General features: G+C 69.7%; 18 protein-coding genes. 2 read left to right on the top strand and 16 right to left on the bottom strand.

Annotated features, from left to right (window positions below; translation table 11 throughout):
* Positions 1-12: 12 nt before the first annotated feature.
* The 8 genes from tsaE to glmS form a co-directional block, all read right to left on the bottom strand.
* Positions 13-477: a tRNA (adenosine(37)-N6)-threonylcarbamoyltransferase complex ATPase subunit type 1 TsaE gene (gene tsaE, locus ACLJO0_RS09305; RefSeq protein ID WP_199748615.1), complete on the bottom strand. Its 465-nt coding sequence runs from the start codon at positions 475-477 to the stop codon at positions 13-15.
* Positions 477-1574 (bottom strand): alpha/beta fold hydrolase, encoded by a 1098-nt coding sequence (locus tag ACLJO0_RS09300; protein ID WP_410577548.1) that lies wholly within the window; start codon positions 1572-1574, stop codon positions 477-479. Before ACLJO0_RS09300 ends, tsaE begins: the two co-directional genes overlap by 1 nt.
* Positions 1571-2710 carry an alanine racemase gene (gene alr / locus ACLJO0_RS09295; protein WP_410577546.1) on the bottom strand — a complete coding sequence of 380 codons (1140 nt, stop codon included), beginning with the start codon at positions 2708-2710 and terminating at the stop codon, positions 1571-1573. The genes ACLJO0_RS09300 and alr overlap by 4 nt, the downstream gene beginning before the upstream one ends.
* Before the next feature lie 28 nt (positions 2711-2738).
* A complete protein-coding gene (locus ACLJO0_RS09290) occupies positions 2739-3830 on the bottom strand; it encodes an ABC transporter ATP-binding protein (RefSeq protein ID WP_125790041.1) in 1092 nt (363 codons plus the stop codon).
* 4 nt (positions 3831-3834) lie between these two features.
* Complete coding sequence (xylB, locus tag ACLJO0_RS09285; RefSeq protein ID WP_410577545.1) at positions 3835-5262, bottom strand: xylulokinase; 1428 nt, start codon at positions 5260-5262, stop codon at positions 3835-3837.
* Positions 5252-6067: a DeoR/GlpR family DNA-binding transcription regulator gene (locus ACLJO0_RS09280; protein WP_410577543.1), complete on the bottom strand. Its 816-nt coding sequence runs from the start codon at positions 6065-6067 to the stop codon at positions 5252-5254. Before ACLJO0_RS09280 ends, xylB begins: the two co-directional genes overlap by 11 nt.
* A 234-nt stretch (positions 6068-6301) precedes the next feature.
* Positions 6302-7741: an NAD(P)H-hydrate dehydratase gene (locus ACLJO0_RS09275; RefSeq protein WP_410577542.1), complete on the bottom strand. Its 1440-nt coding sequence runs from the start codon at positions 7739-7741 to the stop codon at positions 6302-6304.
* Between the two features lie 14 nt (positions 7742-7755).
* Positions 7756-9618, bottom strand: coding sequence for a glutamine--fructose-6-phosphate transaminase (isomerizing) (gene glmS / locus ACLJO0_RS09270; protein WP_410577540.1), 1863 nt, complete (start codon positions 9616-9618; stop codon positions 7756-7758).
* A gap of 129 nt (positions 9619-9747) precedes the next feature.
* On the opposite strand from glmS, the gene ACLJO0_RS09265 reads away from it, so the two are divergent.
* The gene (locus ACLJO0_RS09265; RefSeq protein WP_125788851.1) at positions 9748-10572 is read left to right on the top strand and encodes a dienelactone hydrolase family protein; all 825 of its coding nucleotides are present in this window, start codon (positions 9748-9750) and stop codon (positions 10570-10572) included.
* 180 nt (positions 10573-10752) lie between these two features.
* Here ACLJO0_RS09265 and ACLJO0_RS09260 read toward each other — a convergent pair whose 3' ends face one another.
* From ACLJO0_RS09260 to ACLJO0_RS09240, 5 genes are all read right to left on the bottom strand, one after another.
* On the bottom strand, positions 10753-11313 hold the full coding sequence (locus tag ACLJO0_RS09260; RefSeq protein ID WP_410577538.1) for a hypothetical protein: 561 nt from the start codon (positions 11311-11313) through the stop codon (positions 10753-10755).
* A gap of 28 nt (positions 11314-11341) precedes the next feature.
* Positions 11342-13738 (bottom strand): hypothetical protein, encoded by a 2397-nt coding sequence (locus ACLJO0_RS09255; RefSeq protein ID WP_410577537.1) that lies wholly within the window; start codon positions 13736-13738, stop codon positions 11342-11344.
* Positions 13735-14049: a hypothetical protein gene (locus ACLJO0_RS09250; RefSeq protein ID WP_007031081.1), complete on the bottom strand. Its 315-nt coding sequence runs from the start codon at positions 14047-14049 to the stop codon at positions 13735-13737. Before ACLJO0_RS09250 ends, ACLJO0_RS09255 begins: the two co-directional genes overlap by 4 nt.
* 138 nt (positions 14050-14187) lie before the next feature.
* Positions 14188-14493, bottom strand: coding sequence for an acyl carrier protein (locus tag ACLJO0_RS09245; RefSeq protein WP_233611199.1), 306 nt, complete (start codon positions 14491-14493; stop codon positions 14188-14190).
* Positions 14483-16201 (bottom strand): fatty acyl-AMP ligase, encoded by a 1719-nt coding sequence (locus ACLJO0_RS09240; RefSeq protein WP_410578210.1) that lies wholly within the window; start codon positions 16199-16201, stop codon positions 14483-14485. The genes ACLJO0_RS09245 and ACLJO0_RS09240 overlap by 11 nt, the downstream gene beginning before the upstream one ends.
* A gap of 15 nt (positions 16202-16216) precedes the next feature.
* On the opposite strand from ACLJO0_RS09240, the gene ACLJO0_RS09235 reads away from it, so the two are divergent.
* The gene (locus ACLJO0_RS09235; RefSeq protein ID WP_410577535.1) at positions 16217-17149 is read left to right on the top strand and encodes a cytochrome P450; all 933 of its coding nucleotides are present in this window, start codon (positions 16217-16219) and stop codon (positions 17147-17149) included.
* A 4-nt stretch (positions 17150-17153) separates the two neighbouring features.
* Here ACLJO0_RS09235 and ACLJO0_RS09230 read toward each other — a convergent pair whose 3' ends face one another.
* The 3 genes from ACLJO0_RS09230 to ACLJO0_RS09220 are packed head-to-tail and all read right to left on the bottom strand — an operon-like array spanning position 17154 to position 20350.
* On the bottom strand, positions 17154-17633 hold the full coding sequence (locus tag ACLJO0_RS09230) for a hypothetical protein (RefSeq protein WP_410577533.1): 480 nt from the start codon (positions 17631-17633) through the stop codon (positions 17154-17156).
* An 18-nt stretch (positions 17634-17651) separates the two neighbouring features.
* The gene (locus tag ACLJO0_RS09225) at positions 17652-20042 is read right to left on the bottom strand and encodes a hypothetical protein (RefSeq protein ID WP_410577531.1); all 2391 of its coding nucleotides are present in this window, start codon (positions 20040-20042) and stop codon (positions 17652-17654) included.
* On the bottom strand, positions 20042-20350 hold the full coding sequence (locus tag ACLJO0_RS09220; protein ID WP_410577529.1) for a type VII secretion target: 309 nt from the start codon (positions 20348-20350) through the stop codon (positions 20042-20044). The genes ACLJO0_RS09225 and ACLJO0_RS09220 overlap by 1 nt, the downstream gene beginning before the upstream one ends.
* Between the last annotated feature and the right edge of the window lie 43 nt (positions 20351-20393).

Below are 20393 nucleotides of genomic sequence, written 5' to 3'. Positions count from 1 at the left end.
CTCAGATCGCGGTTAGCCCGCTAAACGCAAGTCGGGCGTGCGGGACGTCCAGGTGCCGTGCGGCTCCAGGGTGACCATGCGGACGTCGTCTTCACGACGCTCCAGCCTCACGACGAGGTAGTCGTCCGAGAGGCGCTCGGCGGCCCCCTCGCCCCATTCGACGACGAGGGCGGACCGCTCCAGTTCGGTATCGAGGTCCAGGTCGTCCAGCTGCGAGAGATCCCCGCCGAGCCGGTACGCGTCGACGTGCACCAGCGCGACCCCGGAAGCCCCAGCCGGATGCACCCTGGCGAGCACGAACGTCGGCGAGCTGACCCGACCGCCGACGCCGAGGCCGTCCGCGATCCCGCGGGTCAGCGTCGTCTTGCCCGCCCCGAGCGGCCCGGCGAGCAGCACCAGATCGCCCGCGCGCAGCGAACGTCCGAGCTCACGCCCGAAATCCATCGTCGACTCGGGAGTCGGGAAAGCGAAATTCATCAGCGTTGCCACCACCAGGTCCGCCGTTCGGAAGTCTCACCATCGGTGCCCGTGCACCGTTGCATCAAGTCGATCAGGTGGCTGTTCACCAGTTCGGGTTGTTCCAGCTGCACCATGTGCCCCGCGCCGCGGACGCGCACCAGCTCCGCGTCCGGCAGCTCCGCCGCGATCCGCTCGGCGTGCGCGATGGGCGTGAACCGGTCGGAATCCCCGCCGACGACCAGCACGTGCGCGTGCTTCAACCCGGCGAGCGCGGCGTACCGGTTGTGGCTGCCGAGCGTGTCGACGAAGTTCACGAGCCCGCGCACCGGCGTCACTTCGAGCATTTCCAGCATGAAGTCGACAAGTCGCGGAGACACGTCACGGCTGCCGAAAGCCAGTCTCCGCACGGCCTGCCGGGTCAGCTGCCCGCCTGCCGCGCGCACGAACTCGACGAGTCCCGGCTGCCAGCCGGCCAGTCCGCCGACACCGCGCGTGAGCGGGTTGTACTTCGAGAGCAGTGATCTCGGCAGGCCCCGAGCGCCGACTTCGCCCGCCGCGGTCGCGATGAACGCGACACCGGAGACGCGGTCGTCGAACAACTCGGGATGCTCCGCGGCGAGCTCCATGATCACCATGCCGCCCATCGAGTGCCCCATGAGCACGATGGGGCCCTCCGGCACCACCGAGCGCAGGACCATGTCGAGGTCGCGCGCCAACTGTTCGATGGTGCTGGTTTCGGCGGTCGCGGCGCCGGATTGCCCGTGCCCGCGATGGTCGAAGTAGACCTGACGCACCCGCGGCAGCTTCAGCGACGCGAGGTCTCGCCGCTGGAAGTGCCAGCAGCGCTTCGACAACGCGAAACCGTGCACGCCGACGACGGTCAGCTCCGGTTCTCCCCCATCGGCCGGATCGATCTCCTCGACCGCGAGCGGCGTGCCGTCCTCCGCCGCCACTGTCGAGGTCCGGTCCGGTTCAAGATCCCCCAACGGCTCGTCCACGAACGGATCCTCACTCTGCCGCCGCTGCTGTGCGGCGACGGCGATCGCGGCGGCGGTGCCGGTGGCCACCGCACCGACGCCGCCGACGATGGCCAGCAGTCTTCGTGAAGGTGTCACGAGCCTGCCTCCAGATACGTCCGTTGGATCCGTGGCCGGTACATCGAAGTGACGATCTCGTAGTCGATCGTTCCCAGCTTGTCGGCCCATTCCCTGGCCGTGGGTTCGCCGGAGGCGCCCTGGCCGAAGAGGATCACTTCGCTGCCGACGGCCGGTTCGTCGTCTCCGCAGTCGACGATCAGCTGGTCCATGCAGACGCGGCCGACGACCGGCCGTCGCTTCCCGGCGAGCAGGACGTCCATCCGTCCGGACAGCGACCGCGGCACGCCGTCGGCGTATCCGACCGGAACCAGCGCGAGGGCGGTGTCGCGTTCGGCCGTCCAGCTGTGGCCGTACGAGACCGATTCGCCGGCCGGGATCCGCTTCGTGAGCACGACGGACGATTTGAAGGTCATCGCCGGACGCAGATCGTCGGCGGTGGGCACCGGGTTCAGCCCGTAGATCGCGATCCCGGGCCGCACGAGGTCGAAATGGAGGTCGGCCCTGGTCAGCACGGCGGCGGAGTTCGCGATGTGCCGCATCGGGTCGAGGCCGGCCGCGCGGGCGATGTCGTAGGCCTCGTCGAACCGCTTCGCCTGCGCGTCGATGGAGGGGTGGCCGGGCTCGTCGGCGCAGGCGAGGTGCGACCAGATGGCGACGACCTCGATGAGCGGCTTCGCGGCCGCGGCGGCCTGGACCAGCGCCGGCCATTCCGCAGGTGGGCAGCCATTTCGGGACAGCCCGGTGTCGATCTTGAGGTGCACCCGGCAGATCGCGGTTAGCCCGCTAAAGTCGCTCGCCCGGCGGGCGCCGTCGGCCACGCGGGCGAGCTCGTCGAGGGAGCTCACGGCGACGTCGATGTCTTCGGCGACCGCGGGTGCGAAGTCGGCTTCGGGAGTGTCGAGCCAGCTGAAGAGCCGGGCTCCGATCCCCGCCCGGCGCAGCGCGAGCGCCTCGCCGAGGGAGCAGGTGCCCAGCCAGGTGGCCCCGCCCTCGATGGCGGCACGGGCGACCTCGATGGCTCCGTGCCCGTAGCCGTCGGCCTTGACGATGGCCATCGTCTGGGCGCCGGGGGCACGGGAAGCGAGCAGGGCGACGTTGTGCCGGATGGCGGACAGGTCGATGACGACCTCGGCACGCGGGAAACTGGCGGTCATAACGACCACCAGTTTCCCACGAACCGGCTCAGGACAGGCGCGCCCCGTCGGTGGCGGAGAACACGTGCAGCTCGTCCGGACGGATCCGCAGGTGCAGGGTGTCGCCCATGACCGGCGGCTTGCGCGGGTCGACGCGGGTGACGACGTTCGACTTCGAGCCCTCGGCGTCGGTCTCGGCGAGCTTGCCGTAGACGTACGCGTCCGAGCCGAGCTCCTCGACGAGGTCGACCTTGATCGGCAGCGTGCCGTCTTCGCTGGTGGTCACCTCGAGCGATTCCGGGCGGAAGCCGAGGGTGACCGTGTCGCCGTCGGCCTTGGCGAGGATCTCGCGGGTCAGCGGCACCCGCGCGCCACCCAGCTCGGCACCGTCTTCGGTGAGCTTCGCGGTGACGAGGTTCATCGCGGGCGAGCCGATGAAGCCGGCGACGAAAGCGTTTGCGGGCCGGTCGTACAGGGCGCGCGGGGTGTCACACTGCTGCAGGAGACCGTCCGAGAGGACCGCGACCCGGTCGCCCATCGTCATGGCTTCGACCTGGTCGTGCGTGACGTACACGGTGGTGACCCCGAGGCGGCGCTGCAGCGCGGCGATCTGCGTACGGGTGGAGACACGCAGCTTCGCGTCGAGGTTCGACAGCGGCTCGTCCATCAGGAAGACCTGCGGCTCACGCACGATGGCGCGGCCCATCGCGACACGCTGGCGCTGACCGCCGGAGAGCGCCTTCGGCTTACGGTCGAGGTAGTCCTCGATGTCGAGCAGCTTGGCCGCGTCGAGCACCTTCTGCTTGATCTCCGAAGCCGGGCGACCCGCGATCTTCAGCGCGAAGCCCATGTTCTGGCCCACGGTCATATGCGGGTACAGCGCGTAGTTCTGGAACACCATCGCGATGTCGCGGGCGCGCGGCGGCAGCTGCGTGACGTCGCGGTCGCCGATCCACACTGCGCCTTCGTCGATGTCCTCGAGGCCGGCGAGCATCCGCAGGCTCGTGGATTTGCCACAGCCGGAGGGCCCGACCAGCACGAGGAACTCGCCGTCGGCGATCTCGAGGTCGAGTGCGTCCACGGCGGGCCGCTCGGAGCCCGCGTAGCGCCGGGTCGCCTTGTCGTAGGTGATCGTGGCCATCGGTTCAGTCCTCTTTCGGTTTCGCGGAAATGCCGTGCCCGAGTTCGCGGGCTTCGAGATGCCGTTGCCGGATCCGGCGCCCCTCGGCGCTGTCCGCTTCGGTCGGCTCGAGTGGGGTGTAGCCGTGCTGTTCCTGCCAGCGGGGAGGTTCCGTGCTGGAAGCGAGGGCCCAGGCCGCCTGCCGCGCGGCACCGACCGCGACGTACTCGGCGACTTCGGGGATGACGACGGGCACGCCGAACACGAGCGGCGCGACCGCGCGAGCGGCGGCCGACTGCGCGCCGCCACCGATCAGGAGGACGCGGCGGACTTCGAGCCCCTGCTCACGCAGGGCGTCGAGACCGGCGGCGAGGCCGCACAGCATGCCTTCGACGGCGGCGCGGGCGAGGTTCTCGGGCGTCATGTTGGCGCGGGTCAGGCCGAAGAGCGTGCCGTTGGCGTCCGGGAGGTTCGGCGTCCGCTCGCCGTCGAGGTACGGCAGGAAGGTGAGGCCGCCGGAACCGGGCGCGGCCGCGAGCGCGAGCTGGTCGAACTCCGCGAGTTCGACGCCGAGCATCGCGGACGTGGCGGTCAGCACGCGGGCCGCGTTGAGGGTGCAGGCCAGCGGAAGGAAGTGGCCGGTGGCGTCGGCGAATCCCGCGACGATGCCGGAGGGGTCGGCGCTCACGGCTTCGGAGACGCCGAAGACGGTGCCGCTGGTGCCCAGCGAGACCACGACGTCGCCGGGGGCGAGTTCGAGACCGAGCGCGGCGGCCATGTTGTCGCCGGTGCCTGCCGAGACCAGGATCCCGTCCGGGGTGTGGCCCGCGGCTTCCGCGGGGCCGATGACCTTGGGCAGTTCGGGCGTGCGGCCACCGAAGGCGTGTGCGAGGAGATCCTTGCGGTATTCGCCGGTGGCGGGCGAGAAATAACCGGTGCCGGAGGCGTCACCGCGGTCGGTGACCGGCTCGGCGCCGTCGCCCATCAGCCGCCAGGTCAGCCAGTCGTGCGGGAGCAGGACGCGGGCGACGCGATCGGCCAGTTCGGGCTCGTTCTCCGCCATCCAACGCAGCTTCGTGACGGTGAAACTGGCGACCGGCAGCGAGCCGACGGACTTCGCCCAATTCTCGGGACCGAGTTCGACGCCGAGGTCCTCGGCCGCCTTCGCGGACCGGGTGTCGTTCCACAGCAACGCGGGCCGGACGACCTCACCCGCCTCGTCGAGGGTGACCATGCCGTGTTGCTGACCGCCGATGCCGATGGCGCCGACACCGTCGAGCAGGCCGTCTGTGGCCTCGCGGAACGCGTCCCACCACACGGCGGGGGCGACCTCGGTGCCGTCGGGATGCGAGGCGCGGCCGGTGCGGACGATCTCGCCGGTGTTCGCGTCGCAGACGACGACCTTCGTCGACTGGGTCGACGAGTCGATTCCGGCGACCAGCTCAGAACTCATATTCCGGGCCCTCCGGTGCGCATTCGACCTGCTCGATGGCGGTTCCCGCGGTCAACGCCGCCTCGATCTCCTCGGTCGGTGCCTCTTCGTCGGTGATCAGGAGGTCGTAGTCGCCGATGTCGCCGTACGCGTAGGTGGCGGTGCGGCCGAACTTGGAGTTGTCGACGACCAGGACACTGCGGTCGGCGGTGCGCAACGCGGCCTTCTTGAGCGCGGCGTAGTCCTGGACCGGGTGGAACAGACGGCCGACCGCCACCGCGGCGGCCGAAACGAACGCGATGTCGGCGTGCGTGCGGTCGAGGAACGCGATGACGTCCGGGCCGGCGCACGAGTCGAACTCGTGGTGGTAGCGGCCACCGGCCAGCACGACCTCGACGCTCTTGGCCGGGCCGAGGATGCGGGCGGCTTCGAGCGAGTTGGTGATGACGGTGAGGTCTTCGATCCGGCCGAGGCGGCGGACCAGCGGGAAAAGCGTCGTCGAATCGTCGACGAAGACGGTCTGGCCGGAGTGGACGTGCGCCGCGGCGGCCTCGCCCAGCGCGTCCTTCGTGGCCTGGTTGAAGGTGTCGCGGAACCGGGCTGCCGACTCCATGGTGGTCGCGGGGTAGGCCTCGACCTTGCCGCGGAGTTTGCGGAGGAGCCGGCGCTCGGCTAGTTCGTCGAGGTCGCGGTGCATCGTCATGAGACTGACGCCGAACCGGGTGGTGAGGTCGTCGATGCGGACCTCGCCGCTGGCGATGACGTGGTCGAGGATCTCCTGGCGTCGCTGCTCGACGGCGGCGTCCGAAGGCCTGGTCTTAGACATGGGCGACACCGTTCACGACCCGGACCTTCGCGGTCTCGGCGGGGTGGGTGTCGGCGCTCACACCTGCTTCTTACCAGATTATTCGCCCGGAGTTAACACGTAACTCGATAACTCCCGCATTTTTCTCACCTCGCCCTCTGGCCCCGTCGTGTCGCCTTTAGCCCCCTAAGTGCGCTCTGCGGGCGGGTGCCCGCAGAGCGCACTTAGGGGGCTAAAGTCGCGTCGGCGCCCTGGTCAGGAGGCCAGGGACCGGACGGACCGGATGGCGTCCGGGACCGCGGCGAGGATGCCGGACGCCGAGGTGGGGGCGCCGTCGGCGGCCAGCGAACCGGCGAGCGAGTGGACGTGCGCGGCGGCCCCGGCCGCGAGCCACGGGTCGAGCCCGGCGGCGAGCAGCGCGCCGACCAGACCGGACAGCACGTCCCCCGAGCCGGCCGTCGCGAGCCACGATCCCCGCGGCGTGTTCACCAGCGCGCGCCCGTCCGGCGCCGCGACCACCGTGCAGTGCCCCTTCAAGAGCACGACCGCTTCGTACTTCCGCGCGGCCGAACGCGCCGCCGCGACCCGGTCCGCCCCCGGCGGCGAACCCATCAGCCGCTCGAACTCGCCCGCGTGCGGGGTCAGCACGAGCGGCGTGTCGGGATCGCGCGCGTCGAGCACGTCGGGCGAACGCGCGATGATCGTCGTCGCGTCGGCGTCCGCGCACACCGGCACGCCGCGGCCGAGCACGAACCGCAGCACGTCCCGGCCCTCGTGCCCGGTGCCGATCCCCGGGCCGACCACCCACGCCTGCACCCGGCCCGCGTCGGTCACCGAACCCGTCGCGATGACCTCGGGCCAATGGCCGCGCACCACGTCGGCGGCATGACCGGCGTACCGCACCAGCCCGGACGTCGCCCGCACCGCCGCACCGGCCGCGAGCACGGCCGCCCCCGGATACGTCGCCGATCCGGCGGCCACCCCGACCACACCCTGGCTGTACTTGTCGTCACTCGGACCGGGCATCGGCCACGCCGCGGCGACGTCCGCCGTATCGAGACGCTGTAGATCGGGCTCGCTGAGCCGCAGTCCGATGTCCACCAGCGACACCTCGCCACACGACGCGGGCGCGAGGGCGTGCACCGGCTTGAGCGCGCCGAAGGTGACCGTCCGATCGGCCACGACCGCCGGACCGTCGACGGCGCCGGTGTCCGGATGCACCCCGCTCGGCAGATCCACGGCCAGCACCGGCGAACTCACGTGCTCCAGCAGCGCGGCGGCGTCCGGCCGCAAAGGCCCGCGCGCCGAAATGCCGACGATCCCATCGATGACGAGGTCCGCCCGGTTGATCCACTGTGGACCGTCCTCAAGGGACACGATCTTGCCACCGGATCGCTTCAAGGCCGCCAAACCCGGGCCATGCGCGCGTTCAGGCTTCAGCAGGATCGCCGAGACGGCCACATTGCGGCGACGCAGGAACGCGCCCGCCCACAAGGCATCACCGCCGTTGTTGCCCGATCCGACGAGCAACGTCACCCGCCGCCCGGACACCGAACCCGTGTGCTCGGCCAGCATTTCGGCGGCGTGCACGGCGAGACCGAAAGCCGCTCGCCGCATGAGCTCGCCGTCGGGCGTGACGGCGAGCAACCGGTCCTCCGCCGCGCGAATCCGTTCCGTGGTCCAGATTCCCTGCACGACGCCTCCGGTCTCTATTCGACGGTGACCGACTTCGCCAGGTTACGCGGCTTGTCCACGTCGTACCCTCGCGTGCGGGCGATCTCGGCGGCCAGCACCTGCAGCGGCACCGTGGAAACCAACGGCTGCAGCAAGGTCGGGACGGCCGGGATCTCGATCAGTTCGTCGGCGAACGGGCGGACGGTCTCGTCACCCTCCTCCGCGATCACGATCGTGCGGGCGCCGCGCGCCTGGATCTCGCTGATGTTCGACACCAGCTTCGAGTGCAGCACCGCGCGCCCCTTCGGCGACGGCATCACCACGACGACGGGCAGGCCTTCTTCGATCAGCGCGATCGGGCCGTGCTTGAGCTCGCCCGCGGCGAAACCCTCGGCGTGCATGTACGCCAGTTCCTTGAGCTTCAGCGCGCCTTCGAGGGCGACCGGGAAACCGACGTGACGGCCGAGGAACAGCACGGCCTTCGAGTCGGCGATCCGGCGGCCGAGGTCACGGACCTGGTCCACAGTGGACAGGACCTTCTGCACCGCGGCGGGCATGGCCTCGAGTTCGGCGAACTCGCGGGCGACCTCGTCCGGGTACTTGGTGCCGCGGGCCTGTGCGAGCGCCAGGCCGACCAGGTAGTTGGCCGCGATCTGCGCCAGGAACGCCTTGGTCGAGGCGACGCCGATCTCCGGACCGGCGTGCGTGTAGAGGACGGCGTCGGACTCACGCGGGATCTGCGCGCCGTTGGTGTTGCAGACGGCCAGGACGCGGGCTTTCTGCTCGCGCGCGTGACGGACGGCTTCGAGGGTGTCCGCGGTCTCGCCCGACTGGGAGACGGCGACGACCAGCGTCGCGCGGTCCAGCACCGGGTCGCGGTAGCGGAACTCGCTGGCCAGTTCGACCTCGACCGGGAGGCGGCACCAGTGCTCGATGGCGTACTTGGCGACGAGGCCCGAGTGGTACGCGGAACCACAGGCGACGACGAAGACTTTGTCGACGTCACGCAGATCCTGATCGGAGATGCGCTGTTCGTCGAGGATGATCCGGCCGCCGTCGAAGTGACCGCGCAGCGTGTTCGCCAGCGCTTCCGGCTGCTCCTCGATCTCCTTGAGCATGAAGTACTCGTGGCCGCCCTTTTCCGCGGCCGACAGGTCCCAGTCGACGGTGAACGGCTTGGCCTGGGCGGCGTCACCGTGGAAGTCGGTGACCTCGTAACCCTCGCGGGTGATCACGACGAGCTGGTCCTGGCCGAGCTCGACCGCCTCGCGGGTGTGCTCGATGAACGCGGCGACGTCGGAAGCGACGAAGTGCTCCCCCTCGCCGACGCCGACGACCAGCGGCGACGAACGGCGGGCGGCGACGACGGTGTCCGGCTGGTCGGCGATGGTCACGACCAGGGTGAACGCGCCCTCGAGACGACGGCAGACCGCGGCGACGCTGGCCGGGAAGTCGCCCTTCGTGTCGCCCTCGGTGTAGGCGCGGGAGATCAGGTGCGCGGCGGTCTCGGAGTCGGTGTCGCTCGCCATCTCGACGCCGTCGGCCTCGAGCTCGGCGCGCAGGGCGGCGAAGTTCTCGATGATGCCGTTGTGCACGACGGCGACTTGCTGGGAGGCGTCGCGGTGCGGGTGCGAGTTGCGGTCGACCGGGGCGCCGTGGGTGGCCCAGCGGGTGTGACCCATCCCGGCGGTGCCGGTGAAGGTGTCCCTGCCGACCGTGTCGAGCTGGGTCTCCAGATTGGCCAGGCGTCCTGCCTTGCGCTCGACGTTCAGCGCTCCCGCGCCGTCGAGGACGGCGACGCCTGCCGAGTCATAGCCGCGGTACTCCATCCGGCGAAGCCCGCCGATGACGACGTCCAGAGCCGGGCGGTGTCCGACGTATCCCACGATTCCACACACGGCCACCAGCCTAACGACGGAAATTCGGCCCCTTCGCCCGGGCGCCCACGCATCGCCTTTAGCGGGCTAAACGCGATGCGCGGGGCGGCGCGCGGGCCGGACGGGGGTGCGGGCAGTAAGGTCACGAGCATGGCCAGCAAGCCCAAGCAGCTGCTCGCGGAGCTGTCCCACCCAGGTCCGCACGAGGTTCTGCGCGGCAACCTCGCCCTGGTCGGGCTCCCCGGTGTCGTGTTCACGCCCCGTTCCGGGCTCGGTCTGCCCGCGATCGCGTTCGGGCACGGCTGGTTGCAGCCGACCGGGAGCTACCGGCACCTGCTCCGGCACCTCGCGAGCTGGGGCATCGTCGCGGCGGCCCCGGCCACCCAGCGCGGGCCGCTGCCTTCGCACCGGCTGCTGGCCGGCGACCTCCTCACCACGCTCGACTTGATCACGACGGTCCGCCTCGGACCGGACGGCATCAGCGTCGACCCGGCGAAACTCGGCTTGGCGGGGCACTCGACGGGCGGCGGTTCGGCGGTGCTGGCCGCCGCGCAGGCCGCCGAGAACGACGAGCGGCCCGAGATCCGCGCCGTCGCGACCATCACCCCCGCGCAGACACTGCCGCCCGCGACCGTGTCGGCCCGGTCGGTGACCGCGCCCGGCCTGCATCTCGCGGCGGGCGAAGACCTGGTCGCGCCGCCGGTCGGGCACGCCGAAGCCATCGCGGACGCGTGGGGCGGGCCGGTGCAGCTGCGGACGCTCGGGAAGTCGTCGCACCTCGGTGTCACCGAGGGCAGGCACTGGAGCCAGCTGCTGCTGCACGGGAAGCCGCATCGCGGGACCCAGCAGCTGACGAGGGCGCTGTTCACCGCGTTCTTCCTCACTCACCTGACGGGGACGACGAAGTACCAGCCCCTGCTGGACGCCGACGTCAAACGCGCCCCGATCGAAGCCCAGGACGAACCCGCCGCCTGACCCGCTCCGGAGCGCGTTTAGCCCCCTAAACGCGATCTGGCCCTGGACGCGCTCCCGGTTACTTAGCCTGCCTACGCGTCGCGTTTAGTCCGCTAAAGGCGACGCGGAGCCGCGGGGCGAGGTGAGCGAAAGAATGGGCCCGGCTCTGGCGAGCCGGGCCCTGAAGTGCGGTGAAGCCGATCAGTCGACCATCCACGAGTTGTTCGAGAAGTCGTCGTCGTCGAATCCCTTGTCGTCGCGGGCGTGCCGGCCTCGACGACGCGCGGGCGTCCCAGGTGCTTCCGGCGGCGCGGCACTCGGTGCGGGAGCCGGCGCCGGCATCGGCGCGGCGGGCGGGACGTCCACCGTCGCCGGGATCCCAGGCACCCCGGGCACCCCTGGCGCGACCGGAGGAGGCGGCGGAGGCAGCGGCGCCGGACGCGGAGCGTCGGGCCGCGCGCCGAACTCGGCGAACCGGGCGTCCGGCTTGTCGTCGTCCTCGATGTCGAAGCCGATCGTGTGGCTGCGGTCGGCGGTCGTCTTGCCGGTCAGCCAGCCACCCGCCTCCTTGCTCCGCTTCCCCAGCTCCTGCATGTGGGCGGCGTACTTGTCATGGATGGCGGCATCCTTCTGCATGGTCTCCGCCGCCTGGGCCTTGGCATCGGCGAGATGCCGTTCCCGCAGCCCGCGCTGCTCCAACTGCTCCGTGATGGCGGCGTCCTGCCTGGACATGGCGGCCGCCAGCCGGTCAACAGCGCTCATCGGTCCTCCCTCGTTCCCCGGCTACCGATCATCGCTCGTAACTGATCGAACGGTCGCCACCATCGTCGTCGAGCGAGCCGCTGATCCGGCCGCCCGCGCCACTGGTCTCGAAGATGCCACCCTCGACGCGGTACTGGCTCGACCCGCGTTGCGTGTCACCCCCGCCACCACCGGCCGCGCCGCCCATGGCACCCATTCCACCCATCATGCCGCCCATTCCGGCGGGCGAGCTTCCGGCACCCGCACCGGCAGTCGCGGGCGCCGGCTCCATCCCGCCGGGAGCCACGCCGAGACCGGCGTCGGCCCCGGCAGGCTGTGCGCCGCCTCCGGTCTGAATGCCCGCTTCGAGCGAACCGGCTTCGTTCAGCGAAGCCGCCGCTCCGCCGTCGAGGGCGCCGCCGAGCGCGCCTTCGAAGCTGCCGCCGCCTCCGCCGCCACTGGCGGCAGGCACGGTGCCGTCGCCACCAGCACCCGAAGCGGCGCCACTCGCCTCCGCGGACCCCGCGGCGGTCCCTTCCGCACCGACACCGACGCCGACCTCGACGCCGCCCGGAGCGCTGAAGCCACCGCCGGGAGGCGCGATGCCATCGGCCGGGGCGGGCATCGCCTGGACGTCTTCGACCTTGCCGGGCTGCGGATTGCCGGGATTCCGGTCGTCGAGACCGTTCTTGAGGTCGTCGGTCTCGACGACGTCGCCGGGCTTGAGTTCCTTCTTCTCACCCTTTTCGTCGAGGGTGTAGGTGGTCGGCTCGCCCTTGCCGTCGTCGACGGTCACCACGGTCGGACCGTTCGGGCCGTCAGGCTGCTCGGCGGTGATCTTGAGGTTGCCGTCCTGGATGTGGATCTTGCCGTCCGGGCCGGGCCGGTAGACGCCGTCGGCGCCGGGCTCGCCTTCCTTGACCGCGCCCTTCGGTCCGAAGTCGCCGTCCTTGCCCTCTTCGCCGGGCTTGGCGTCCTTGCCCTCTTCGCCCTTCGGGTCGTCGAAGTCGAGCTTGTAGTCCTTCTCGTTGCCCTTGCCGTCGTCGACCTTGATGTCCATTTTGCCGTCTTTATCCGGCTCGGTCATCTCGATCTTGTTGTCGCCCTTTTGGACGGTCATGGTGTCCTGACCGTCGATACCGTCCTTGATCGCCTCACCCGTCGCCGGGTCGATCGGGTACGGCTTGCCGGTCTCGGGGTCCAGTTCGAGCGGCTTTCCGGTCACCGGGTTCGTGCCCTCGGCGGGCTTGTCCTCCGGCTTCGGCGTCTCGGGGACCGTCGCGGCGGGCGGCGTGCTGGCACCGCCCCCACTGCCGCTTCCACCTCCGCTCCCGCTCCCACTTCCGCCGCCGTTGCCTCCGCCGTTCCCGCCACCGTTGCCGCCGTTGTCGTTGCCCTTGCCCTTGCCGTCGTCGGCGGGCGGCTTCTCGGCCCCTGGCGCGGGGAACGGGTTCGTGTAGTCCTCCATGAACCGCGAAAGTTCGTGATACTGCGTGTTGATCGTTTCCGTCGCGTTCTTGCAGAGCTTTTTGAAGTTCTCGAATCGCTCACCGAACTCGGTGGCGAACGAACCCTTCAGCCACTGCTTCGCGGCCCCGATCGCATAGTCCTTGTTTTCGTCGTTCAGCTTGCAGTCGTCGTCGCGCAGCCGTTCGGCGAGGTTGTTGCCAGGACACGCGGAGTCGAGCCAATACGCGACGTCCATGAGCTTCTCTTTGGAATCGACCTTGCCGTTCGCGATCTCGACGACCTGCTTCGCCGTGAACAGCGGCGCCGTGGCGACCTTGTCGACACGCAGCTTCAGCGTTTCGTCGACCTTCAGCTTGAGCGCGCTGTAGATCTTGTCGATGGTCGAAGGCACCAGTTTGATGGCACCGTCCATCTGCGCGATGAGTTCTTTCGCGTCGGGCTGGATCCGCTGCTCGTATTTGACCTTCGCGGCCGTCGCGCCCTGCCCCTTCCAATCGTGGAAGAGCGTGGTCAGCGCCGAAGTCGCGTCCGTCCTGGTCTGCTCGACGGCCTTTTTGGCGTCGCCGAGATCCTCGACCTCGTCGAACATCTTCTGGAAATTGATCTCACGGTTCTCGTGGAACCGGTCCCAGACGTCGGTCTTGTAATTGATCTCGTACGGCCGGTCGGGCATCTTGTTCCAGACCTGCTCGGTCCAGTCGGAAAAGAAGTCCAGCGCCGGATTGCCGAGGTCGAGCACCTGGTCGGACTTGGTCGTCGAACCGCCGGCGGCCGGCCTGGACATGGCGTCGAGATCCTTGTCCGCCTTTTCCACGGCGGTCTTCTGCTTCTTGTCCGCGGCCGCGTTCGAATCACGCTCGGCAATGGCCTTCTCGTAGGCCGCGTCGCCGCCGAAGATCAGCTTGTCCTTCGTGCCCTGTGTGATGTAAGGGTCGTCGAGGAGGGCTTTCTTCTGCTCCCACGTGTACTTGCTCATTGCGTCCCCGCCTTGTTGGCAGCCGCGGCGTTCGCCTGGTCGGATGAGGTGTAGCGGGTCGACGCGGTACTGACCCCTCCGGCGAGCTGGGTGAGCTGGCCCGCGTAGCCCTTCATCGCGTCGGAAATGGCGAGGATCCCGGTGGCGTAGCCCTTTTGGTAGTCCTTGTGCACCCGGCCGAAGTCCGCAGGCTGAACCTGGGTCGGCCCCACCTTCCCTGCCTCGGACGTCGTGTTCTCAGCTGCGCGCTCCAACGACGTCGACGCCGTGAGCATCGCCTCTGAATCGGCTTTGTAGCCCCCGTCCGGCATGACCGGTGCCCCCTTCGTCCCGCTGTATCCGCCTCGTTGTCCTACCTACGACGCACGCCGGTGGCCTCAGGTGCCGTCGCATATGCACACAGAATGTACCCACCGGTCATCGAGACCGCAGGAACATTCACACCTTTGCTAACTCAAACGATTTCGGCGCAAGAAGCCTGGTAGGCCGCGTTTTCGCGGTTTCGCGCCCGCTTCGATGGCCTCGGCGAGAACGGTCGCCGCGCCCCGGATGTCGACAAGGCGATCCAGCTCGTCGAGGTCGATGTCGATGCCGAACTCCACCTCGACCGTCGCGAGGAGCCGGACGCGGCGCCGCGAGTCGACGCCCATCTCGGCGAAGGGCGTGTTCTCGTCGATGGTGTCCGGATCGACGTCGAAGGTCTCGCAGACGAGGGCCTTGATCTCGTCGACGTACTCGCTCGCGTCAGCTGCCATGGGGGGATTCTGTCCCATCCGGCGTCCAGTACCGCGTTCTGGCCGCGGAACGCGCGACCTTGCCGCTGGAGGTCCGCGGCAGGCCACCGGGTTTCACCAGGAAGAAGGCCCGGAGACGCACGTCGTGGCGCTCGGCGACGGCGCGGGTGGCGGCCCGTGCGATCTCGGATTCGTCGAAGTCGAGGGCCTTCCGCGCGCGCTCGGCGACCACGACGACGCCCTCGCCTTCGTCGCCGTCGACCGAGAACGCGGCGACCCGGTCCGGCCCGAGAACGGGGTGGGCGGCGGCGACGGTCTCTTCGATGTCGTGCGGGCTGTGGTTGCGGCCGTCGATGATGATCAGATCCTTCAGGCGGCCGGTCACGGAGAGCCTGCCGTTGCGGATCGTGCCGAGGTCACCGGTGCGGAGCCAGCCGCCTTCCCCGTCGAGTTCGGCGTCGAACACCTCGGCGGTCAGCTCCGGACGCCGCCAGTACCCGGCCGCCACGTTGGGCCCCTTGACCCAGATCTCCCCCGTCCCGCCCAGGTCGACTTTAGCGGGCAAAACGCGATCCGACGGGGCGACGACGCGGACCCGCTGGCCCCGTGGCCAGCCGATCTCGACGATCTCGCGGCCGTCCACTTCGGTCACCACCGGGCCGCTGGAATCGCCGCTGGCGACGTAGACCGTCGCCTCGGCCAACCCGTAGGACGGCCGGAACGAGCCCCGCGGGAAGCCGTGGGGCTCGTACGCCGCGAGGAAATCCCGGACGGTCGCCGCGCGGACCGGTTCACTGCCGCTGAGCGCGATCGCCACGGTCGAGAGGTCGTACTCGGCGCGCTTCGCCTCGGGCACGGCCTCGGTCACCAGGTCGTACGCGAAGTTCGGGGCCGCCGTGAGCGTGTTCGGGTACGCCGACATCAGCAGCAGCCAGCGCTCCGGGCGCCGGACGAACTCCAGCGGCGCGATGAACACCGTCCGGCCGCCGGAGTGCATTGTCCCCGCGAGCAGTTGCGCCAGCCCCATGTCGTGGAAGAAGGGGATCCAGCCGACGCACGTGGTGCGCTCGTCGACGTCGTAGGCGTCGCAGATCTGCCAGCAAGCGGCCGACAAGGCCCGATGCGTGATGATCACGCCGGCGGGTGATCGCGTCGTGCCGGAGGTGTACTGCAAGTAGGCGGGGTCTTCGGGGGTGACCGGCGACGGCAGGGATCGATCCGCCGGATCCAGCGGCAGGGTGTCGACGGCGACGATCTCGCGTGGCGCCGGAACCGGCTCGGCCCCGGCGAACTCCGTCAGCCGTTCGACCAGCGCTTCCGACGTGAGCCAGATGTCGGCGTCGCAGTCGTTGAGGACCCCGACGAGCCGCTCGCGGTGAGCGCGGACGTCCGGGGCGGACAGCGGCACCGCCACGGCTCCGGCGTACAGCGCGCCGAAGAACGCGACGACGTAAGAGAGGTCCTGCCGCGCCGTGATCGCGACGCGGTCTCCCGGCTGGATCAGCTCGCGCAGCTTCGCCGCGACAGCGCGGACGTGGACGAGGAGCTCGGCCCAGGTCAGCGTGTCCTCGACGGGTTCGTGCCGGTTCGAGCAATCGAGGTGCGTGTACGCCGGACGCTCGACCTCGGCGCGCTCGAGCAGACGGTGCACGAGCGGGGTCCGCAACACTTCGTCGGGCACTTCTGATGACGGATTCGAGGGCACTGGCACATCCTCCGGCCGCGGCATGGGCATCATACGAGCGTGGACGACTTCTTCGTGCTGGACGATCCGGCGGATCGCGTCAAGGCGCTGCGCGACCGCGAGCTCAGCTCGAATCCGGGTGGCGCCGCCGCCGAGACCCCGAACCTCCTGCTGATGGACGGCGCGGACCACCGGCGGCTGCGCGCCGTCGTCAAGGAGGTCATCGCCCTGGTGGAGCCCCTGCCGGACGCCGTGCTCGCCGACCTCCGGATCGCGATTAGGGGGCTAAAGTCGCTCCCGCGGTTCGACCTGGTGGCCGATTTCGCCAGGCCGGTGGCGGCCAGGGTGACGGAGGCGATCCTCGGCACGGTCGAGCCACTCGGCGAGAAGCTGCTGACGAACCTTTCGGAGACCGCCGCGAACCTGGACGTCTGGTCGGGCGGGCCTGCCGGGGCCGACACCGCCGCGCTCAGGGTCGCGATGTTCTTCCTCAAGGCGACGGCCGTCGAAGGCGGCGGGCTGGCGCTGCTCCGCGAAGCGCACGAAGCGGACCGGATCACCGAAGACGAGCTGATGATCACGCCCGTGATGCTCGCCCACGCGGCGTACGAGAACTCCATGAACTTCCTCGCCCTCGCCGGCCTCGAACTCCTACGCCGCCCAGACGTCCTCGACGACGTACGCGGCCTGATCCACGAAATCGCCCCGACCCGCTTCGCCGCCCGCCGCGTGATCGCGCCGTTCTCCTTGGCGGGCAAGGACTTCGCCGCCGGGGACAAACTGGCCATCCCGCTGGGCCCCGACGCCGAACTCGCGTTCGGCCTCGGACGGCACACCTGTCCCGGCTCGCGAGTCGCGGTCACCGAGGGCGAAGTGGCGCTTCGCGCCCTTGCCGAGATCCTGACTCCCGGCCATGTCGCCGAAGACGTGCGATACAAGACACACGCCGTCTTCCACGGCGTCGAGCGGGCCATCGTGGCGCTGCGGACCTGACCGTTCAGGTCGCCAGCCAGTCGGTGTTGGCGAAATCGTCGTCGTCACCGCGTCCGGCCGCCCGCCGATGCCGCCCGGCCGGACGCTCTTCGGCGACCGGGACCGGAGGCGGCGGAGGCGAAGGAGGAGGCGGCACGGGAGGAGCAGGCCGGTACGCGATCGGCGGCTCGTCGGCCGTCCGGTACCCGGCGCGGCGCTCGTTCTCGGCCTCGTCCTCCTCGAACCCGAAGTCGCCGTCGTCTTCGACCTTTTCGCTGAGAGTCGACTCGGTCGCCCAGCCGCCCGCGGCCTCCGCTCGCTTCTTCTGCTCGAGCCGTGCCGTCAGCGCCGCGCTCGTCTCCTGCTTGAGCTTGTCGCCGGCGGCCCGGGTCTCCTCGATCGCCTTGGTCGCCCGGTTGTCGACCAGGTACATCCGATCGCCGTTCTCGCGCTCCAACCCGGCCAGCTTGTGCCGGAGTCTGGCGAGATCCTCCTCAGGATTCACTGATCCCTCCCCTGACCGCTAGCGGAAACCGATGACGCCGTCGTCGTCGAGCGAGCCGCTGATCCGGCTGCCCGTCGTCGTCGCGGTGTCGAACAGGCCGCCGTCGACCCGGTATCCGCTGGACGTGCGCTGCTGGTCTTCGCCGGACCCTTGCCCGCCTCCGGCCGCGCCGCCGCCCATCATGCCCATGCCGCCCATCATCCCCGCCCCGGCCGCGGCCGGATCCTGGGCGCCCCCGCCAGGGGCGGAACCGAGTCCGGACGGCGGCGACGGAGCGGACGCGCCACCGCCGGATCCGGCCGGATCCGAGGTGTCACCGAGACCGTTGTCCCCACCGGCGAACGGGTCGCTCAACGACTGCGCCGTCGTCGATTCGGAACCACCGTCCGCGGCCACCGCCACCGGTTCGACCGGCTGACCCGGCACCGCCGCGGGCGCTCCGCCGCCGGTCCCGCCGGACGTGGTGTCGTGCGGGCGGACACCCTGTTCGGCCTGCTGACGCGCGACCTCCTCGACCGGCCGGGCCGCGGCGGCACCTTCCGCGGCGTGCCTTCCGGCCGGCTGCGGCGCGGACTCCGGGCCCCGGTCGTCTTCACCCAAGGTGTACTTCGACGGCTGCCCCGACCCGTCGTCGACGGTCACCAGCGTCGGCCCGTCGGGACCGTTCGGCCGTTCCGCGGTGATCTTGAGACCGCCGTCTTCGATGTGGATCTTGCCGTCGGGACCGGGCTGATGGACCTGACCCGGGTTGGCCGGCTTCTCGGCGTCCGGCGTGGCCTTGCCGTCACCGAAGTCGAGGTCGTAGTCCTTGGCCTGGCCGGTGCCGTCCTGGACCGAGATGCCCATCTTCCCGTCGGCGCCGGGCTCGGCCATGGAGATCTTGCGGTCGCCCTGCTCGACCGTCACCGGCTCCGGCCGGGTGTCCTCGGCGCCGTTCTTGATCGCCTCCCCCGTACGAGGGTCGATCGGATACGGTTGGCCGGTGGCCGGGTCGACGTCGAGCGGCTTGTCCGTGACCGGGTTCTTCTCCTGGCCCGGCACTTCGGGCTTTTCCGGCTGGATGTTCTCGTGATTGCTCGGCGTCATGCGGCCTGCCCCGCCCGCACCGGAAGACGGGCCACCACCAGTACCCGACGACGGACCGCCGCCACCGCCGGTGTCCTTGCCGCCACCGCCCTTCTCGACGGGCTTCTCGCCACCCGTTTCGGGGGTCTTGCCCAAGTCCGCGAACGGGTTCTCGACCACCTGGCCGAGTGAATCGAAGTACGCCTTCCACGCGCCGTTGATCGCGTCGCGCGTGTTCTTGCACACCAGCTGGAAGTTCTCGACGTGCTTGCCGAACCAGGCGAGGAAGACGTTCTTCAGCCAGGCCACCGCCTGAGGTTTGAGTACCTCGTCGATGGTGCTCTGGTCGATGTCGCCGGCGTCGTCGTTGAACGCGTCCTTGGCTTCGATGCTCAGGAACTTGATGCAGTGGATGATGTCGTTCTGACTGCACGAGCCGTCCGCGATGCGGATGATCCGCTCGATGTCCTGCGCCGTCGCGCCGTCGATGTTGTCGGTGTACCACTTCTGCAGCCACTCGACCTTTTCGCGGCAGAACTTGCCCACCGAGGCATTGGTACGCAGAAGCCCGTCGCCCGCGGCTTTGAAGGCCTCGGCGACCAGACCGGTCTTGTCCGAATAGGCCTTCTGGTAGGCACGCGCCTGTTCGGCCGCGGCGCCTTCCCAGGTGCCGAGCGAATTCCCCAGCTTCCCGGAGACGTCCTGTGCCGCCCCGGCGACGGCCGTGCTGACCGCGGTCAGCTCGTCGGCGCTCGCCTTGAACAGGTTGAACGGGATGTTGTCCTGTTCGTGGTACAGCCGCTGGAGTTCGCCGAGGGAGACGGCCGCTCCGCCGCCCGCCAGGCTCAGCGCGCGGAGGTAGGCCGGGTGGAAGATCTCGTAGACCTTGAACCCCGAAAGGCCGGGGACCATGATGTCGTTCGAATTCGCGCAGCCCGGGTCGGTCTCGGTGGCGCGACCGGCGATCTCCTGTGTCTTCGCCGCGTCCTTGTTCAGTGCGTCGCGATCGCCCTGCCGCCCCGCGGCCTGGCTCGCGTCGTACTTCTCTTGCGCGGTCTTGTACGCCGCCTGGACGTCTTCGAGGTAGCCGTTGTTGTCACCGATGTCGCTTTCGGTGATCCAGTCACCGTTCATCGACTTGATGTAGTCCCGGAAGCCGTTCCGCTCGGCTTCGCTGGCGAATCCGCAGCTTTCCGGGGTCTCGTCCTCGATGTAGTCGATGTAGTTGAGGGCGAGTTCGCGTTTGGTGTCGCGATCGATGTTCGGGTCGTTGAGGATCTTCTCGACTTCGGCCCGGCTGGGAATGTCGTGACCGGTGTCGCCGCCGACGTCCGCGAGAGGCATCAGTGCTTCCTCATCTCGGCGGCGTTGGAGTCCTCATTGGACTGGTAAAGGTCCTTGGACACCGCGAGTTTGCGGCCGAACTCGTCCGAGGCCGCGAGATAACTGCGCGCACACTTCGCCAAGCGCTGGATGCTCGCCGAATAGCCGGTGAAGCAGTCCCCGTGCGCGGGCCCGAAACTCCCGGCGTTCAGGTTGACCTGCTCGACCGACCCGATCGGCCCTTCGCAAGCCTGCTTGGGCAGGTCCTGCAGGACCTTGGCTGCCTCGTTCAGCTGCGCCGGATCGACCTTGTGCCCGTTGCCCGTCACCGTCACCCTCCCCTAGGTATACGCACACGGAATGTACCGGGCC

It is taken from the genome of Amycolatopsis sp. lyj-108 (assembly GCF_046549005.1).
In the GTDB taxonomy this organism is placed as follows: Bacteria; Actinomycetota; Actinomycetes; order Mycobacteriales; family Pseudonocardiaceae; genus Amycolatopsis.
This window is presented reverse-complemented; position numbering and strand designations above follow the sequence as displayed.

Bases quoted from the DNA above. Each gene is read 5' to 3' on its own strand.
- ACLJO0_RS09265 (WP_125788851.1), top strand. From the start codon at position 9,748: ATGGCCAGCAAGCCCAAGCAGCTGCTCGCGGAGCTGTCCCACCCAGGT.
- ACLJO0_RS09225 (WP_410577531.1), bottom strand. From the start codon at position 20,042: ATGCCTCTCGCGGACGTCGGCGGCGACACCGGTCACGACATTCCCAGC.
- xylB (WP_410577545.1), bottom strand. From the start codon at position 5,262: ATGAGTTCTGAGCTGGTCGCCGGAATCGACTCGTCGACCCAGTCGACG.
- ACLJO0_RS09280 (WP_410577543.1), bottom strand. From the start codon at position 6,067: ATGTCTAAGACCAGGCCTTCGGACGCCGCCGTCGAGCAGCGACGCCAG.
- alr (WP_410577546.1), bottom strand. From the start codon at position 2,710: ATGACCGCCAGTTTCCCGCGTGCCGAGGTCGTCATCGACCTGTCCGCC.
- tsaE (WP_199748615.1), bottom strand. From the start codon at position 477: ATGAATTTCGCTTTCCCGACTCCCGAGTCGACGATGGATTTCGGGCGT.
- ACLJO0_RS09240 (WP_410578210.1), bottom strand. From the start codon at position 16,201: ATGCCGCGGCCGGAGGATGTGCCAGTGCCCTCGAATCCGTCATCAGAA.
- ACLJO0_RS09290 (WP_125790041.1), bottom strand. From the start codon at position 3,830: ATGGCCACGATCACCTACGACAAGGCGACCCGGCGCTACGCGGGCTCC.
- ACLJO0_RS09250 (WP_007031081.1), bottom strand. From the start codon at position 14,049: ATGCCGGACGGGGGCTACAAAGCCGATTCAGAGGCGATGCTCACGGCG.
- ACLJO0_RS09245 (WP_233611199.1), bottom strand. From the start codon at position 14,493: ATGGCAGCTGACGCGAGCGAGTACGTCGACGAGATCAAGGCCCTCGTC.
- ACLJO0_RS09260 (WP_410577538.1), bottom strand. From the start codon at position 11,313: ATGAGCGCTGTTGACCGGCTGGCGGCCGCCATGTCCAGGCAGGACGCC.
- ACLJO0_RS09255 (WP_410577537.1), bottom strand. From the start codon at position 13,738: ATGAGCAAGTACACGTGGGAGCAGAAGAAAGCCCTCCTCGACGACCCT.